At 42.9% G+C, this 18487-nt stretch carries 11 protein-coding genes; 1 reads left to right on the top strand and 10 read right to left on the bottom strand.

Annotation, left to right across the window (positions count from 1 at the left end; all coding sequences use genetic code 11):
* Positions 1 to 653: 653 nt before the first annotated feature.
* The 8 genes from R8P61_03885 to cysC all read right to left on the bottom strand — a co-directional run bounded on the left by R8P61_03885 (position 654) and on the right by cysC (position 10872).
* On the bottom strand, positions 654 to 2396 hold the full coding sequence (locus tag R8P61_03885; protein ID MDW3646181.1) for a glycoside hydrolase family 9 protein: 1743 nt from the start codon (positions 2394 to 2396) through the stop codon (positions 654 to 656).
* Positions 2365 to 3327: a GDP-L-fucose synthase gene (locus R8P61_03880; protein ID MDW3646180.1), complete on the bottom strand. Its 963-nt coding sequence runs from the start codon at positions 3325 to 3327 to the stop codon at positions 2365 to 2367. The genes R8P61_03885 and R8P61_03880 overlap by 32 nt, the downstream gene beginning before the upstream one ends.
* Positions 3311 to 4351: a GDP-mannose 4,6-dehydratase gene (gene gmd, locus R8P61_03875; GenBank protein MDW3646179.1), complete on the bottom strand. Its 1041-nt coding sequence runs from the start codon at positions 4349 to 4351 to the stop codon at positions 3311 to 3313. The genes R8P61_03880 and gmd overlap by 17 nt, the downstream gene beginning before the upstream one ends.
* Before the next feature lie 186 nt (positions 4352 to 4537).
* Positions 4538 to 6910 (bottom strand): polysaccharide biosynthesis tyrosine autokinase, encoded by a 2373-nt coding sequence (locus R8P61_03870; GenBank protein MDW3646178.1) that lies wholly within the window; start codon positions 6908 to 6910, stop codon positions 4538 to 4540.
* 38 nt (positions 6911 to 6948) lie between these two features.
* Positions 6949 to 7749 carry a polysaccharide biosynthesis/export family protein gene (locus R8P61_03865; protein MDW3646177.1) on the bottom strand — a complete coding sequence of 267 codons (801 nt, stop codon included), beginning with the start codon at positions 7747 to 7749 and terminating at the stop codon, positions 6949 to 6951.
* Between the two features lie 301 nt (positions 7750 to 8050).
* A complete protein-coding gene (cysN, locus tag R8P61_03860; GenBank protein ID MDW3646176.1) occupies positions 8051 to 9292 on the bottom strand; it encodes a sulfate adenylyltransferase subunit CysN in 1242 nt (413 codons plus the stop codon).
* A 44-nt stretch (positions 9293 to 9336) separates the two neighbouring features.
* Positions 9337 to 10239, bottom strand: coding sequence for a sulfate adenylyltransferase subunit CysD (gene cysD / locus R8P61_03855; protein MDW3646175.1), 903 nt, complete (start codon positions 10237 to 10239; stop codon positions 9337 to 9339).
* 33 nt (positions 10240 to 10272) lie between these two features.
* Positions 10273 to 10872, bottom strand: a complete 600-nt coding sequence (gene cysC / locus R8P61_03850) for an adenylyl-sulfate kinase (GenBank protein MDW3646174.1) — start codon at positions 10870 to 10872, stop codon at positions 10273 to 10275.
* A 621-nt stretch (positions 10873 to 11493) separates the two neighbouring features.
* Here cysC and R8P61_03845 point away from each other — a divergent pair.
* The gene (locus R8P61_03845; GenBank protein ID MDW3646173.1) at positions 11494 to 15504 is read left to right on the top strand and encodes a T9SS type A sorting domain-containing protein; all 4011 of its coding nucleotides are present in this window, start codon (positions 11494 to 11496) and stop codon (positions 15502 to 15504) included.
* 59 nt (positions 15505 to 15563) lie between these two features.
* Here the strand turns inward: R8P61_03845 and R8P61_03840 are convergent, their stop codons facing one another.
* Positions 15564 to 17978, bottom strand: a complete 2415-nt coding sequence (locus tag R8P61_03840) for a Smr/MutS family protein (protein MDW3646172.1) — start codon at positions 17976 to 17978, stop codon at positions 15564 to 15566.
* On the bottom strand, positions 17975 to 18448 hold the full coding sequence (locus R8P61_03835) for a DUF4296 domain-containing protein (GenBank protein ID MDW3646171.1): 474 nt from the start codon (positions 18446 to 18448) through the stop codon (positions 17975 to 17977). Before R8P61_03835 ends, R8P61_03840 begins: the two co-directional genes overlap by 4 nt.
* Between the last annotated feature and the right edge of the window lie 39 nt (positions 18449 to 18487).

Raw genomic sequence — 18487 nt, 5'->3', positions numbered from 1 at the left:
CGATTCACTTTAATCAACCGCTTGGGTCAAAATTTCTTACCACTGTTTGGGTCTACCAATCAGTTTGTTCGGATTATTAAAAAAATGAAAAAGGAATCAATATGATTTTTAACCCCAAACCTTTTTCAATGCTTTATGTGTTATCCACTAAAAATGTGTCCAACGCATATTCGCTTTAGAACAAGGGTGTTAATCAATGAATTTACAAGAGTGAGGGAATCAAAAGTATTTGAGTGGTTTATTTCCATTTCTGAACTTTTGATGTTTCAAATATATGGGATTCACATTTACATTTTCAAATTCCCAAAATATAAGCAGCCTCAATTTGTGTAAGTTTTTCCGACAAATTGTAACAAATATTCGAAAACAATTTGTTTCGTTTTTGATCAAAACCCGCGCATTTTATAGCATTTCACACTCAATTTTGCGCAATTTAGGCATTTGTTACGATTTTTGGTATTATTTTTTGACAATAATTCTTCCTATTTACTTTTCCCGAATGATAGAAATAAGGCCAAAGTGTAAGAGATTGTATGTCTATTTTAGGGGAAAGGATTAGCAAAAGTTTAATAAATGCGAAAAACATCCCTATTTTTTACATAGGAAGCACAGTTTTTCTACTGAAAATTTAATCTAAATAGCTTGAAAAGGCCCTATTGAAGAAATTCGAGGGCTCCGGAGAGGTAGACAAAAGGTGCATTCCAGTTCAAACACACCTCATTTGTAGAGTAAGAGCACCATTCATCCACATAAAAGGCAGCCGGGAAGCTGCTGGGATAGCTACAGCCGTCGTAATTTTTCTCTCCCTGAGGTCCGCCCACCAGGAATCCGGGTACCGGCTCGGCAATTCCATCCGCATTTGAGGGGCGATGGTGAATATTCATAGGACGAATAGTCCCGACTCCTGTTAGAAAAGAGTAAGCCGTAGCATTCCTGCCCAGTAAGTAATCTATGACATCCTGAGCGGCATCTTTGTAGCTCTCTTTTTTTGTAATTGTATAGGCATGGATCAAACACATGCCCGCACTGGCAGCGATACCATTGCTGCCCCAAATGAAATCATATTTATCCCGTCCGAGAATGAATTGATAAGGATTGCCTTTTCTTTCTTTTATATAGGCATCTGCAATCCGGAGGAAATGCTCATTAATATCTGTAACAATGAGTCCTTTGGGGTTCTGAGCCAGACCTATGCTCATCCAGGCCAGTGGAAGGGTTGAATTCCAACCCGGCGCTTTATCCTGGTATTTGAGAATTTCTTTCTTAGCGGGCTCAAACTTAACATCCTCTTGAGAAAGATATAATTCTGTTTTCGCCCACACATACTCATCTCCATAATTCCCATCCTTGTACTGTCCTGTATGGATGTCCGGGGGATTTTGGTAATAGATCTCAGGATTTGCCTCCGCCCACTCCCAGGCAGCCTGAGAAGCAGTCAAACAGGAATCAGCCAGTCCGGGCAATTCTTGCTCAAAGTTTTTGAATACTCTATGCGCCTTAGCCATTACCGCAGCGAAGGCATAAGTCGTGCCTGTACTTTCGCCTATCATATAGCGCTCATCCAGATCATCTTCCGGCATCTTATTCGGGGGATGTTTAAGACCAGTGAGTTTATGATACACCTTGCCTGTTTCAGGATCTTGCATACTCATGATCCAGCGAAGGCTGTACAAAGCCTCATCCAGGATATCCGGAATTTTATTGGAAGACTCTGGTATCTGATAATTGAGTTTTTTGAGTTGCTGGGGAAATTGTTCGTAGAAATGCAGCATGATCCAGCTGGCATAGGCTGCATTGGCTGTATACTTTCCATAATCTCCGGCATCATACCATCCTCCGGGAGCAGAAACGATACTTCCCGCTTTACGGCCAGGACTTTCGACGGAATTATGAATTTTCACCTGTTTATCCGGATGTCCCAGATCTCTTGCCCAAATACCAGCTATGGATTTATCGAGTTCCAGAGAGGCTCTCTGGTAGTAAAAGGATTTCAGGCTGGAGCTGTGTACCCCTTCGAGTACCTTATCTTTGATTTCGAAATAATGGGAGCGTTCTGTTTCGCCCACTTTCAAATAGTAGGTACCTTTCTTTTTCAGGGGAGAAAAATCGGCCAGCCGAAGCCTTTCGCCCGAATACTCCCAATACTGAGCTTCTCCCAGGCTCCCGCTAAAGACCTCTTTATCATTGTCAGCATTGAATACCACAAAATTATCCCCCAGGCTATCCAATACAACTGCATGCTTGGGGCCGGAAGGATAAAAACCCACCTGATTCAGACGAATATTGTCTGAACCCGGTGGGTATATATGGTTGAGTACCCCGGCTTCACCCGTGGTACATGTATAGCATAAGCTTATACACAGACTAAGTATGAACCACGCGAATACCCGCGACATACTTATCCTGATTATCGAGGAAATCCTGATACACGTGCTCGATTCCGTCTCTCAATTCGATCTTTGCAGTAAATCCTGCTTCGTTCAAACGACCGACATTCATGAGCTTGCGGGGAGTTCCTGAAGGCTTGGAAGTATCAAACTCCAATTCTCCTTCAAAGCCCACCACATCTTTGACTAGTAAAGCCAAATCTTTGATGCTGATGTCATTTCCTACTCCGATGTTGACGAACTGCTTTCCGTCATAGCTTTCCATCAGATAGAGGCAAGCCTCGGCGAGATCATCCACATGCATGAATTCTCTTTTGGGACTTCCGTCTCCCCAGATGGGTACACTTGGCTTCCCTTCTACTTTGGCTTCGTGAAATTTGCGGATCAAAGCGGGCAATACGTGAGATTTTTGCAGGTCATAATTGTCATTAGGGCCATACAAATTGGTAGGCATACCAGAAATAAAATTACATCCGTACTGATCGCGATAGGCTTCACACAATTTGATGCCGGCAATTTTTGCAATCGCATAGGGCTCATTGGTGGGCTCCAGGCTACCGGTCAGCAAATCATCCTCTGTCATAGGTTGCGGAGCAAATTTTGGATAGATACATGAGCTACCCAGAAACAGCAATTTTTTTACTCCGTGGACATAGGATTGATGGATGATATTCAATTCTATTGCCAGGTTATCGTGCAGAAATTCGGCGCGATAGGTATTATTGGCAACGATCCCTCCTACTTTAGCAGCAGCGAGGTATACATATTCTGGTTTTTCAGTAGCAAAAAAATCTGCTACAGCAGCCTGATCTCTCAAATCAAGCTCTTTTGAGGTACGCGTAACAAGGTTTTCGTAGCCTTCTTTAATCAGCTTACGAACTATAGCAGATCCAACCATTCCTCGATGGCCGGCTATGTAAATTTTAGCTGTTTTGTCCATGCAAAACTTTTGCTTTAGCTTCTTTTAAATCGTTATTCATCATGATCTCAACCAGTTCGTCGATTTCGACTTTAGGAACCCAGCCGAGTTTTTCTTTGGCTTTGGTAGGATCACCTATCAGCAATTCTACTTCTGCCGGACGGAAGTATTTAGGATCAACTTCAACGATCAATTTGCCTGTTTTGGCATCATAACCTTTTTCGTCTACTCCTTCTCCTTTCCATACGATCTCAAAACCAGCATGGGTAGCTGCTTTTTCAACGAATTCACGTACTGTATACATTTTACCAGTTGCTACTACAAAGTCCTCTGCTTCTTCCTGCTGCAGCATAAGCCACATCATTTCCACATATTCTTTTGCATATCCCCAGTCACGCTGAGCATCCATATTACCCAGTCTCAATACATCTCTCAATCCAACAGCGATTTCTGCCAAATTGGTTGTGATCTTGCGGGTAACGAAGGTTTTACCTCTTCTTTCAGACTCATGGTTGAACAGGATACCGTTACAAGCATAAAGTCCATAAGACTCACGGAAGTTTTTGGTGATCCAGAATCCATACAGTTTAGCTACTCCATAAGGACTTCTTGGGTAGAAAGGAGTGGTTTCCGTTTGTGGAATCTCCTGTACTTTTCCATAAAGCTCTGAAGTAGAAGCCTGGTAAAAACGTGCTTCCGGACACTGATTGATCATCGCATCCAAAATCCTCAAGGTACCTACGGCATCAACCTGAGCAGTATATTCAGGTACATCGAAAGATACTTTAACATGAGATTGGGCACCCAGGTTATAAATTTCGTCAGGCTTGATCTGACGGAGAAGTTTATTCAGGTTGGCACTGTCAGAAAGGTCTCCATGATGCAAATTCAAATGCTCATGTCCCATAAGGTGATCAATGCGGCTGGTATTAAACGTACTAGCACGACGGATGATCCCATGAACCTCATAGCCTTTCTCTATAAGGAACTCTGCCAGAAAAGAGCCATCCTGACCAGTGATTCCTGTAATAAATGCTGTTTTCATATGTGAATTAATAAGTAAATAAACGCTTCATTTAAATTATGTTCTTTCTTAAAAAGAAGAACATAAATTACTAGGGATAGCTTACAAAGCTATAAAAAGAAACAAGGGAGGTGAAACAGAAGGATGTATTGCGACAAGAAAGAAAAGGATCATTCTTTCTTGCCGCAAGTTATCTATTTCCAAAGACTAATCACCATATCCATAGTGATTATTGATATATCCATAGGCCGCAACTGACTTAACATCATTGATGACCATGGCGATATTCTTGATTTTATCATTGTCATACAACTCATTGATCCACTTGAGGGAGTCAATGCTGGTTGTACTATCTCTCACGACATAGACATTGAAATCTGTCAACTTCATAATGATGAGGTAGTCAGATACCAGCCCTACTGGAGGCGTATCCAGTACGATATGGTCATACTCCTGACGGAAGGTTTCCATCAGAGCTGTCATTTTATCCGTAGAGATCAAGTCCAGCGGGTTTGTACAAACCGGACCAGAGTGTATAACATCCAGATTTTCGATATGCGTCTGGTGAACGATATAGCGATAATCATCAATATCTCCTGCGAGGTATGAGGATAATCCACTACCGTCTCCATTCTCAAAGTAACGAGTTACACGAGGACGTCTCAGGTCCACGTCGATCAGGAGGGTTCTCTTCCCGGCCTGGGCCATGATGGCTGCCAGGTTGGTAGAACAGAAGGTCTTACCTTCTCCAGAAGAGGAGGAAGTCAAACCTACTACCTGCTGATGCACATTATCATTGAGGTATTGCATCTTGATCCGAATAGAGCGGAAAGACTCTGCAAGAGCGGTCCGGGAATCTTTCGGAACGATGTAATTACTATTTCTGTCATGACGTGCTACAAAACCAAGTACCGGAATATTGGTACTGCTTTCGATATCGGCTCTTCCGACAATTTTGTCATGGAAGAAGTCCTGAACGAGGATCAATCCAACGGGCAATGCCATTCCGAGGAATAGGGCTACCAACATGATCAAAGGTTTTTTCGGAGAAATCGGTTTATTATCCTCCAAACGAGCACTTTCAATCACCTCGATATCTACACTATTCACAGAAGTAACAGCGATCATGGCCTCTGTACGTTTCTGGGTGAGTTTGGTATACTCTTCCTGAGTAAGTTCAATCTCGTTTGAATAGCGCTCATTCCTTGCGGATGCAAGAGGCAAATTTTTCGCATCAGCCTTCAAGCCCTTCAATCTGGTTTCAATTCCCCTCAACTCTGTCTCGGTAGCTTTCAGGCTACTATTGACATTCATAATTATATCACGGCGATTGTTCTCAATGGCCAGGCGGTTTACTTCCATTTCAGGAGCACCTTCCAGCACAGTATAAGACATCTTTTCACGCTCATCATATAACTCGGACAATTTGGTGATTGCATTTGTCAATACCTGATCCTGTATTCCCAGGGCAGCAGGTGCGGGCAATTCCAAGCGAATATCGGGAGGCGTTTTGTTGAGATTGTCAGCAGCACCTTTATAATACTCAAAAGCATTATTGGCCCTTAGCCTTTCTCTTTCCAGCTCTCCAATTTCTCTCTGAACAGTAGTTTCTTTAAGGTTTACATCAATAGCACCTCCTTTAACTCTGGATGCCTGAAGTTTATTCCTTCCTCTTTCAAGACGATTTGTAACATCGGCTAGCATAGAATCAAGATAACTTACTGTTGTATATCCCAAATCCCGCATTTCTCTCAATTCCTTCCTCTTATAGGTTTCGAGTAGTTTGTTGATGAAACTTTTTTCGATCTCAACTACCGGTCCTTCAGAAGTGATATCCAGGATATTGGAGGTACCGCTCGCGGCGATTTCAAGACCTCCCTGAAAATTTTCTGCTAATCCATCCAGGGTATTGACTTTGAAGAAATAAGCATCCTTGGTATAAGTATCATAATCTTCTCTGAAGAAGACATCAAACTTAAGCAAGCTACTCTCATAGCCTGTCCCAATTGCTATTTTCTCATCAATATTGATCTCATCCAATTCACGGACGATCTCATTCCCTCTTCTGCTGTATAACTGGATTTTGGTCCCTTCCGCCTTTATTCCATACTCACTATCACTCAGTTTTTCGATATAGATTTCCAGATTAACCAATTGGTTGTGGGTAGTATCTAACTGGACATAGAAAGGAGCATCTTTATATGCCTGCCTTACCTTGAGTCCATCTTTTGAGTAATAGAAAACCTCTAAAGGAAGTTGCTTTATGGTTGAACGGATGAGGTTGAAAGAAGACAAAACCTGTGCTTTGTCTTCAACCGTTGACTTGTCGTATAGCATGCCCAGTTCTTTCATGAACTGTTCAGAAGCAAGGTCTTTTGCATTTTGGTTGTCCAGGATTACCTTGGACTGCACCCGATAAATATTCGGGGAAAACTGCAGAAAAAGATAGCCCAGAGATCCAAAAAGGAAAACACCAATCAGGAAATAGTACCAGCGGCTGGTAAACCGGCGCAAGATACTTTTCACATCAATCGTGTCGTCCCCGTAATGGTTGCTAAGGCCTCTATTTGTCTGAAACATCTATCCTATTTGTTGTAATGGTTCTTCGTTAAAATTCCTTATTCTTCTTCAGCTGCTCTCCTACGGTCTATAAGCGTCAGGATGGCAATAGTTGCACTCACTGTACTAACGACCGTATTTACGATCACCAAAGTAGAGAGATTAGAACGTTGGTTCTTCTCTTCTAGAGTTGGGACATATAAAACGTCATTGGGTAACAGATAATAATAGGGGGAAGTAAGAAAATCAGAGTTCATCATATCAATCTTGATGACATCTTCTCCCCTGGGAGTCTGACGGATCAAGTGAACCTCGCTTCGATCAGCGAATTCATCGAAGCCTCCTACACGAGCAATGGCTTCCATGATAGTTACCTGATTGTTGTAGACAAAAAACTGGCTGGGAGCTGCTACTTCACCCAGTACAGATACCCGGAAACTTACCAGGTTTACAAAGACCGAAGCATCTTTAAGTGCAGATGCACGGATCATTGTTTGGACACGCTCGCGCGCTTTGTTGACTGTCAACCCTCCAACTTTCACCTCTCCAATAGCTGGGATATTAATGTAACCAGAATCCGAGACTGAATATCCTCCCAGGAATGTACTAAGCTGGTTTACATTAAAAGTATTATCCGAAAGCTCCAAATACTTGGCTTGATCAGCATTCAGCGTTTTGATTTTAACTGAAAGAACATCATTTGGTTGGAGTTTATACTCAGGTGCCTTATTAGGTACTGAGGTAACCTCGGATTTACTAAAACCGCCTCCTTGAAGCAGAAGTGTTTTCTTGTTTGAGATGCAAGAGGTGAATGTCAGGCATAAAACGCCTAACAACATTGTTAATACTTGTTTTGACATGTTCAACAAGGTCGATCTTTTCTTTTGTGACAAAGAATTACAGTGCATGGTTTGAATAATTTGGTGCAATAAAAAGTGATGTACCAAACCCCTTTATCGAAGCAATTTAGGCAAAAACCTTACCTGAGATTTTGCAATGCGCCGAACCGTAAATATTATCTCCTTAACGGAGCCTGGAAATATCTGAAACGCGAAAGAACTATTCTTCGAAGAACCGGGTGTGAGATGTTTGGAATTTTGTTTGTTAAGAATTTAACGAACAAAAAGGGGGATTTAGCCCCTTTTTGTTCAAATTCTTTCTCTACAGGATCATACCTGCAGCTACAGTTTCATTGGTGAACTCATCGATGAGAATCACACTTCCTGTATTACGATTTCTGTTGTAAGCATCCTTCATGAGCGGCACGGTGGTACGAATTAGCACCCGTCCGATATCGTTCAATCCTAAAGATTTATCATCTTCCACTCTGTGAAGGCTATTTACATCAACTTTATACTTAACGTCTTTCACGATGCATCTTGCATCACGCGAGGTATGTCTAAGTTTATATTTTCCTCTTTCCTGAAGAGGTTTTTCATTCATCCAGCAAAGCATCAGCTCAATATCCTGGCTCACGTCTGCCTGATTTTCAGGTTTTGCAATCATATCTCCCCGGCTGATATCAATATCATCTTCGAGGGTAATGGTCACAGACATCGGTGCAAAAGCTTCTTCAACCGGACCATCGTAGGTATCGATTGATTTAACTTTTGACGTAAAACCGGAGGGTAAAACGACAACATCGTCGCCGGGCTTAAATACGCCTCCTGCAACTCTACCTGCATATCCTCTATAGTCTGGATATTCATCAGAATGAGGGCGGATTACGTATTGCACCGGGAATCGGCTGTCTACATGATTGTGGTCATTACCGACATGTACTGTCTCCAGGGTATACAACAGTGGAGATCCCTTGTACCAGGGCATATTTTCTCCTCTATCCACCACATTATCTCCTTTCAAAGCACTGAGAGGAATATAACGGATATCCGGGATGTTCAGCTTGGAAGAGAATTTTTCATACTGTTCTCTCACTTTATTATAAGCTTCTTCAGAATAGTCAACCAGGTCCATCTTATTGATGGCCACAATGACGTGTTTGATCTGAAGGAGAGAAGCAATGAAAGAATGACGACGAGTTTGCTCCACTACCCCATGACGAGCATCTACCAGGATGATCGCGAGGTTTACAGTAGAAGCTCCTGTCACCATATTACGGGTATACTGGATATGTCCGGGCGTATCTGCCAGGATAAACTTCCTTCTGGGAGTTGCGAAGTAGCGATAAGCTACATCAATGGTGATGCCCTGCTCACGCTCCGCTTTCAAACCATCTGTTAACAAGGCCAGGTCCAGATAATCATCCCCTCTTTGCTCACTTGTCCTTTCGATAGACTCAAGCTGGTCCTGAAAAATGGATTTTGTATCGTACAACAGCCTTCCGATCAAGGTACTTTTCCCGTCATCTACGCTACCGGCTGTGGAAAATCTTAATAAGTCCATGTATATCTTATGAAATTGATTTAGAAGTATTAAAAAGATGTTTGCTAGAAATAACCCTGCTTTTTGCGGTCTTCCATAGCACTGTCAGAGCGTTTGTCATCGGATCTACCTCCACGTTCGGTGGTACGGGTAGTGGCAATTTCATCAATTATAGCTGGGATGGAATCCGCATCAGACAAAACAGCTCCTGTACAGGTAGCATCTCCGATGGTACGGAATCTTACCATTTTCTCTTCAAACTGCTCTCCATCCATCAGGGTGATAAAAGGAGTATCAGCCAGATAAACTCCATCTCTTTTAACCACTTTGCGTTTGTGGGCAAAGTAAAGATTTGGAAGAGGAACTTTTTCTTCCTGCAGGTACATCCAAACGTCCAGTTCTGTCCAGTTCGAAATTGGGAAAACGCGGAAGTTTTCTCCCGGATGCTTATATCCATTAAAAAGGTCCCACAATTCAGGACGCTGATTTTTTGGCTCCCATTGCCCAAATTCGTCTCTATGAGAAAAGAAACGCTCTTTTGCACGAGCCTTTTCCTCATCTCTTCTCGCTCCGCCCAGACATGCATCAAATTTATTCTCTTCGATGGCATCCAAAAGCGTGATACTCTGCAAGGAGTTCCTACTTGGATTGGGGCCTTTTTCCTCTACCGCTCTTCCTTTATCTATAGATTCCTGAACAGAAGCCACGATCAGACGTGCGCCCATATCAGAAATGAATTTATCTCTGAATGAAATTGTTTCATCGAAATTATGACCGGTGTCGACATGCATCATGGGGAAAGGAAGTTTTCCCGGAAAAAATGCCTTTCGAGCAAGCCAGGCCATGGTGATAGAGTCCTTACCCCCGGAAAACAACAAACAAGGTCGCTCAAACTGAGCAGCCGTTTCCCTGATGATGTAAATTGCTTCGGATTCAAGCTGTTTTAGATGACTAAGTCTATAATCCATTACAAAAAAATTTTCGGATGTATTTTTATATCCTTATTGAAAGTTGACTTTTTCCTTAACGAGTGTAAATAGTTTCTCGGCTGAGATTTCCAATTCTTCTTCATGCGTCCTGATCTCCGCAAAAGGATTTTCAGGTGCTTCGAAAGGAGAGTCTATCCCCGTAAAACCTTTGATTTCTCCAGCCCTCGCCTTTTTATATAGGCCCTTTACATCTCTTGCTTCACAAACCTCAAGAGGTGCATTCACATAAACCTCCAGAAAATCCTGATCTCCAATAATCTCTCGAGCCATATCGCGGATCTCTCTGGTCGGACTTACAAAGGAACAAATCGTCACCATTCCTCCGTCCAAAAAAAGCTTAGCCGCCTCCGATATTCTTCGGATGTTTTCTTTTCTATCTTCCAGGGAAAATCCCAGATTGTTGTTTAGCCCGCTGCGGATATTATCTCCGTCGAGAAGTTTGCTGAAGAAACCAGCATCCTGCAATTTGCGTTCCAGTGCTTTAGCAAGGGTAGATTTCCCCGAACCAGAAAGGCCGGTTAACCACAACACTACGGATTTTTGTTTAAGGAAACTTTCCTTTTCTTCCCGTGAAATGATCTGGTCAAAAATTGGATGTATGTTTTCTACCATTATGGAGAATTCCGTTTATAAATAAATCTTACGAGGGTGAAAGCTTAGGGTGGCAAATAAAATCAGCCGGTAAAGAACGAAATTTAGCCTAATTAGTACAAATGCACCTCCCTTAGGATTGTATGCATATGATTGTATTGCTCAATTCAGGCGGCTGAAAAATACCAAAGAGGTATCATTATTCGCACGCAAAGTAAATAAATTCCTTGCTTATGTAGAATTTAAAAAGTGAACGGATAAAATAACCTCTTGAATCGTCCGCTACTGCTTTTGGGTAATTATTTCTCAAAAACTTTCAGCCATTCATTTTACCATAGACGCAATAAATGCCTGCCGGGATTCGTCAAAAAGGGGAAAAGGATTCATTGACAGGCTTTTAGCAGAAAATCCCATCCTTAAATACAGGTCTAATCTACCGATTCTTACAATAGCCCTAAAAGATTTCCTTTCAAAATACTCCATTCAGGCATACAATTTGCCTTTGCTTTTGCACAAGACTCAAACAAGGTTACCAATTCTGATTAGCTAAGGCTATCAGAATACCATGAGAATCTGCTTTACAATCATTTTTCGCATACCAGCAACGGATAGTGCACTATCCTAAAGAGAATCTATATGCACATGAGTAAGCATTTGTCCTATATAGCGACGAGAACAATTCTTTCCTTACTTATATCCTTTACCGGCCTTTTGTCTATTCAGAGGGTTCAAGGACAAAGTTTTGGACTGAGCAGGCTGGATCTGAAAGGTGCATCCTTAACGCATCCCACCAGTCTTGATTTTGGGCCCGACGGCAAGCTATACGTAGCAGTAGAGGACGGCCAAATCTATGCACTTGAGATCGAACGATCATCAGCCAATGATTATTCAGTAAAACATATTACCAATATCCACCTGGTTCAGGAGATTCCCAATCATCATGAAGATGGAAGTCCTGCACCAGAGATCAACAATAGAAAAGTCAATGGACTCATCCTCTCTGGCAGTCCTGAAAAGCCAGTAATCTATGTGAGTTCTTATGATCCAAGAGACGGAGTAAGCGGAAATGGAGACATGAACCTGGATACCAATTCAGGTATCATCTCCAAACTTAGCTGGACCGGAGAGAAATGGGAAATTCTCCATCTCGTTCGGGGACTACCCCGCGGAAAAGAAAAACACGGGAGCAATGGACTTTCTCTTTCTCTCGATGGCAAATACCTCTATGTAGCACAGGCCGGTCATACCAATGCAGGCGCTCCTTCACAAGCATTTGCTCTCAGCTCTGAATATGCCTTATCAGCAGGTATCCTCTCCCTGGATCTTAGAATGATAGAAAACCTTCCTACCAAAAGGGATGAGGAAGGCCAACGTTATAAATACGACCTCCCTACTGTAAAACATATCGATTTGATGGGAGGTGGAGATATCAGTAGCAGCAAAGCTCCCTGGGGAGGCTTAGACGGACTGAATCAATCGCGCCTGATATTGGGTGGGCCCGTTCAGGTGTATGCCCCCGGATTCAGAGATCCTTATGATATCCTTATCAGTTCAAAAGGATTTATGTACACCACTGACAATGGAGCGAAACTCAATCAAGGGGGATATCCGATAGGCGCTGGCAAACCTGATTTCGATGGACACAGACTGAGCTCCAATATCAGCAATCAATTGGCTCCTGCATCTGTTACAGATAATAATGCATCAAATACTGCAAGGGTATCAACAAATGATATCCTCGATACAGAAAATAGTTTACACCTGGTCAGTCCAGGTTATTTCGGTGGACATCCCAATCCTATTAGAGCCAATCCCTCTGGGGCCGGCCTATATCTTGAAGGCTCCTTTAGACGCATGTCAGAAGATAGTAAACCTAAAGGATGGCCACCTGTAGATCTATCCTTGGCCAATCCTTCAGAGGCTAATTACCGAAGAGGAGAAAGCAAGGAAAGTGGCGTACTGTTTCAAATGCCTGTCGAATTGAAAGGCATTACGGAATATACGGCCAGCAACTTCCAGAAAGCATTACAGGGAGATATCCTGGTTAGTACTTTTGATCAGGCCGGAAAAATTCAGAAAATAAGTCCATCTCCAAATGATGGAAAAGGATATCCGGGTACTACCCTGATTTCTGGCCTGGGTAATGGAGCCATTGACTTGGTAGCTCTGGGAGATGAGGAAGTATTTCCCGGAACCATCTGGGCACTCATTTACCACGAAAATAAAATCACCATCCTGGAACCGGCAGACTATAAGAAAGTTGGAAGGAGCACTTCTGGATGTAGCGGAAAAAATGCCTTCGATCTCGACGATGACGGGGATGGCTATTCCAATGCCGATGAGATGGATCCGAGAAATGATACAGATCCCTGTTCGGCAGAAAGTATGCCTATAGACAGCGATGGCAGCCTTATCAATGGCTTTAAAGTTTCTGACTGGAACGATCCTGATGATGACGATGATGGAATTCCAGATACACAGGATGCTTTTGCCTGGGATGCCTCAAATGGCCAGGTTAATAATAAATTCCCTTTGCATCTTTCTTTTAAAGAAGGAAATCGCGCAAAAGATCCTTTTCAGTCGGGCCTGACAGGTATCATGTCAAATGGAAAACTCGATTATCAGAGCATTAAGGCTGAAGCTCAATTGTTGGATGGAAAAGGGAGAAGCAATGCATTCATCATCGAATCCAATCAGGGAAGTGCTTTAGGCCAAAACAATAGCGACCAAAATTCCTATCAGACAGGTCTCAATTTATGTGGAGCTAATGAGATCGTATGGGTAAGAAGTCGTATTCAAGGGCCTTTCTTTAATGGGGGAAGTGCAAAAGACTACCTTCAGGGCATGTACCTCGGAACGGGAGATCAGGACAATTTTCTCTTCCTCGGTTTGAATGGTGATGGACAGGGAGGCGGTGGATTCAGTATACTGGAAGAATCAGAAGGAGAAGGAGTAGCAACTTTCTATCCGGTTGATCTCATTTTGGCCGAAACACAAATTGATCTTTTTTGGGAAATAGATCCCTTTGAAAATACAGCACAGGCTTATTTCTCTGCTGGACCCTCAACAGAACTCATTCCAATTGGTCCTAGTATCAGAGTTAGTGGAAAGTTGTTATCAGCAATGAATTGCAGCTACAAAATTGAAGGAGTTCCTTCTTCTATGGCGGTTGGTTTGATGACGGAGAGCGGATCGGCACCCGCATTTTCTGCACAGTATGATTTTCTCGAGATTTATGGGGATCGCCAAAGTTGCGCCCTGAGCATCCGGGAAACAGAAATAAATTTTCAGGCAATTTCAGAGAACACAAACAAAAGCTACACCCTCAATTTACGTAACCCGCTGATGTTTGACATGGATGTAAGCCATGTACAAATCACAGGAAAAGATGCAGAGGTTTTTAGCATTGACAAGAGAAGTTTCGCCGACTTAAACACCCAAAAAGAGGCAAACTTACAGATCAATTTTCAACCCAGCAGTAGTGGAGCAAAAGAGGCAGTATTGGAGATCTTTACCAGCTGCTCCTCCAAAGCCATTGAAATTCCCCTTAAGGGAATCGGGGCAACCTTCTCCGAAGTTTTGTATCGGGTAAATGTAGGAGGAACTGAAATTCCCGCTACGGATGGTGCTCTGGACTGGATGGCAGATGAAGGCCAGGTGGATATGCCCTACCTCAAAAGAGGGGGTGAGACGATCACAGGAGGAAGTGCTGTTGCCAATCTATCCTATGATCCTTCCGTTCCCGGTCTGACTCCTCCCGAATTATTTGAGAGAGGGAGAAAAAGTACAGGGAAAGAAATGAAATGGTCTTTTCCCCTGAGTAAAAGCGGAAATGGATTGTACCAGCTCTGTCTGTATCTACTGAATCCAACTGATCAGGAAGCTTTCGAAATTTGGGTGGAAGGCGAAAAGGTAAACACCTCTTTTACTCAGTTGGAAAAAGGAGCTGCTCAAAAAGCCATTACCCTTTGCTATCCCATTCAGTTGAATGGAGATGGAAATCTTGACATCGTTTTTTATGATGGTACTGAAAGTCCTAAACTCAATGCACTTGAGATCAGGGCTACCGAAGAAAAAACCAGAGGCCTCAGTGTTCCGATCAATGCTTTTCGGGCAGAGGTTCAAAATAAAGATGTTCAACTGAGCTGGAACAGTGCTTTTACAGAAGAGTCGCAGGGTTTTGTTATTCAGATGATGCAAGCTCGTGATGGGAGTGCTGCCCTCTTTCAGGATATAGCTTTTATTGCTGAAAGTGGCATTGCTGGCCATGAGCAAGCTTATGTTTACCAATTAGAAGAACTTGTCCCTGACAATTATGTGTTCAGGATCAAAAAGCTCGAAAAAAATGGAAACTATACGTACGGTCCCCGTATCAATACACATATTTTATCTGATGGTATGGGACTGTATACCTATCCCAATCCCAGCAAAGGCATGCTAAACATAGTTTTGACTACCAATAAGGAACAAAATGTCAATGTCAAGCTACTGGATGTGAATGGGAAACTGATAAAAAGCCTACACGCAGGAAGTATGCATGCAGGTAGCCATAAAATGGGATTCAATATAGGAGGATTGCCTAATGGTATTTATATGCTGGAAGCTCAAGGCGCCAATCAGCGCGAGCTTAGCAAAGTGATCCTCAGTAAATAGACTAATGGATTTTTATGTTCATATGAGAAGGTCCCGGCATCTGCCGGGGCTTTTGTTTTTTAGGACTTGAACTCACAAATGGTCCAGCCGGAGCCTCCAAATTCTATGGGTGCATCCTTTACACTGGCTACAAAATTGAGATCAAGCAGGCGTTTTCTGATTACCTCACGAAGAACCCCTGTTCCTTTCCCATGCAATATCCGGATCTGATTCAATCCTGCATAACGAGCATCATCCACCACCTTATCCAATAGCGGAAGGGCTTCCTCCACCCGCATACCCATCATGTCTATCTCGGTTTTGGCATGCTTACTCCCACTGGTGAGCAGGGAGCTTTTTATCTGCTTCTTTTTCTTGCTTTTGGGAACGAATAACTTCGTTATCTGATCGCTTTTCAAAGTCATCCTCAGCTCTCCAACCTCAACCACGGCATGTTTGCCTTTTTTCTCAGCCAGTATGCCTTTCGTTTGGGAACTTTTAATGATCACCCAATCTCCGGGCTTGGCTTCTTCCCCATGCAGGACTTTCACCTGATCTTCTTTAGAGATTTTTTCGGCTAATTTGGCCTCTTCTTCCTCTATCAACTCCTTTTTTGCCAATTTCGGCTTCGATTCCTCAAGTGCCTTGCGCAATTTTTTGGTCTTCTGCTTATCGGCCTTGGCTTCCTGGATCTCCCGTATGGTTCGCTCTATATCTTTATTTGCTCGATCTATAATGGCTTCTGCTTCCCGCTTTGCATCTCGAATGATTTGCTTCTTGTTCTTGCTAAGGCCGCTTTGAAGAATGTCATTCTCTTTGAGCAATCGATTGAGGTTCTTTTCCTTCTTTTCGTTTTCCTGCAAGAGGCGATTGAGACGGGTATTCTTGCGTTCCAGCTCCTTGAGCAATTTCTCAGAATCCATTTCATCGCCACCCATCTTCTCCTTGGCATTGCGGATAATGACCTTATGAACCCCTACTCTATTGGCCATCTCAAAAGCATAGCTACGTCCTGGCATTCCCTCTATCAATCGATAGGTAGGTTTCAATTCGCGGGTATCGAATTGCATGGCTGCATTGGCTGTGCCGGGATTTACCTCTGCGAAGTCCTTCAAATTGCCATAATGGGTGGTAATTATTCCATAAGCCCCTACCCTCACAAATCTTTCCAAAAAGGATTCTGCGATGGCTGCTCCCTGGCGGGGATCTGTTCCACTGCCAAACTCATCTACCAAAAAGAGAGAAGTATGTTTCATCTGATCCCCCATGCGCCTCCACTGATACAAATGAGAGGTATAGGTACTCAGGTCATTGTCCACGGACTGCTCATCTCCGATATCGAGGTATAACTCTTTAAAGAGAATGAAGCGCGAATCCGGATGGACAGGAATTAACATCCCGGACTGCAACATCAGCTGAAGTAAACCTACGGCTTTTAAGGCGACAGACTTTCCTCCAGCATTGGGACCGGAAATGATGATGATCCGTTTATTCTTATTGAGAGAGATGTCCAAAGGCACGACCTCTATTTCTTCCTGTTTAGATTTGAGTTGAAGGGGAGGATAATATCCTTGCATGATCTTCATGCTTCGCCCTTCCTTTTCAATTGAAGGCAAAACAGCTTCCAGGCTAATGGCTTGCATAGCTTTAGCCTTGATAAGGGCCAGGTCAATGATCCGACTTCTGAATCCTGTTAAGCTGGGTATCGCCTCTCTTATCTTCAAACTCAGGTTCTGCAATATCCGTACGATCTCATTGTGTTCCGAGATCTGCAGTTCCCGTACTTTATTATTCAAGGGAAGCACCTCTGCTGGTTCGACAAAGACCGTCCCTCCACTTTGAGAAATATCCTGAACAAAGCCCGGGACTTTCCCTTTAAAATCTGTTTTCACTGGAATCACCAAACGATCATTTCGCATGGTAATCTCCTCTCCCCCATTCCATTTTTGTTCTTTGGCTGTCTTGAGAATACGATAAAGTGCATTTCTCAAACCGGAGGAAGCTTTCTTCATCTCTCTTCGAATACGCGCCAGTTCCGGCGAGGCATCATCCTTCAATTGTCCCCTTTCATTCACGACCTTCTCAATATCCTTGATCAGGCGGGTATCAAAATCTTCCTCATGGAGGAGAGCATATAATAAAGGGGCTTCTTCTTCTTTTTTCTTGATAAACTTCCTGGCCTCATCTACAAAACTCATCCAGTTATGGAGATTCCAGATTTCTTCCAGGCTCAACCAGTTTCCCTTCACCCTCAATTTTTCCATCAGAGGTTTTATGCGGACATGACCTCCATTGGGAAATCTGGAATCACCTTCTTCCAGGGCCACATACTCCTCTACCTTTTTCAATTCAGGTAAAAGTTGCTCAAAATCTGAGATAGGACTCAGTTTATCCACCCGTTCTTTTGCCTCCGGGTGCAATATGCGAGATTTCAGATCTTCGAGGACCTGATCAAATCCCAGCTTTTCATACGTATTTGGATGCTTGCATTTCATGATCCCGTTCCTACCGTGCGTACGGCTTCCTCTTTCTGCTGTAATTTCTTTTCTACTTCTTTCTTTTTATTCTCCTTCTTATTCTTATCCCACTTGTCTTTGTCTTTCTTGGTCTCGTAGTCAATGTCTCTGGCGACTTCCATTCTTTTCTCTATATCCTTGATCATCCGGATATAAATAGAATCCATGATTTCCGGCTCATTGAGGTAATAGGTATAGCTGCGGAAAAAATCTGCTCGGCTTATATCAAACACCTCCAGGATTTCATCATAACTTTCATTTCTCAACTCCTTTCGATATCCCAGGCTTTTTCCATGTGCCTCCGCCAGAACATCTGCCATATGCAATTCTCGCAGGATTTCCAGCATCCTCTCCTCAGAAAGATAAGGTGCTTCCTTTTTCTTGCAGGCAGGCAGGACGAGTGTAGCCAGCAGACAAAAAAGAATCATATGTCGGAAAAAAGCTTTCATATCAGCTTAAACGCTTATTTATGCAAAGATACATCAAAA

This window comes from Bacteroidia bacterium, assembly GCA_033391075.1.
In the GTDB taxonomy this organism is placed as follows: domain Bacteria; phylum Bacteroidota; class Bacteroidia; order J057; family J057; genus JAWPMV01.
Note: the sequence above shows the minus strand (reverse complement) of the source record. Positions and strands in the feature narration are given on the sequence as shown.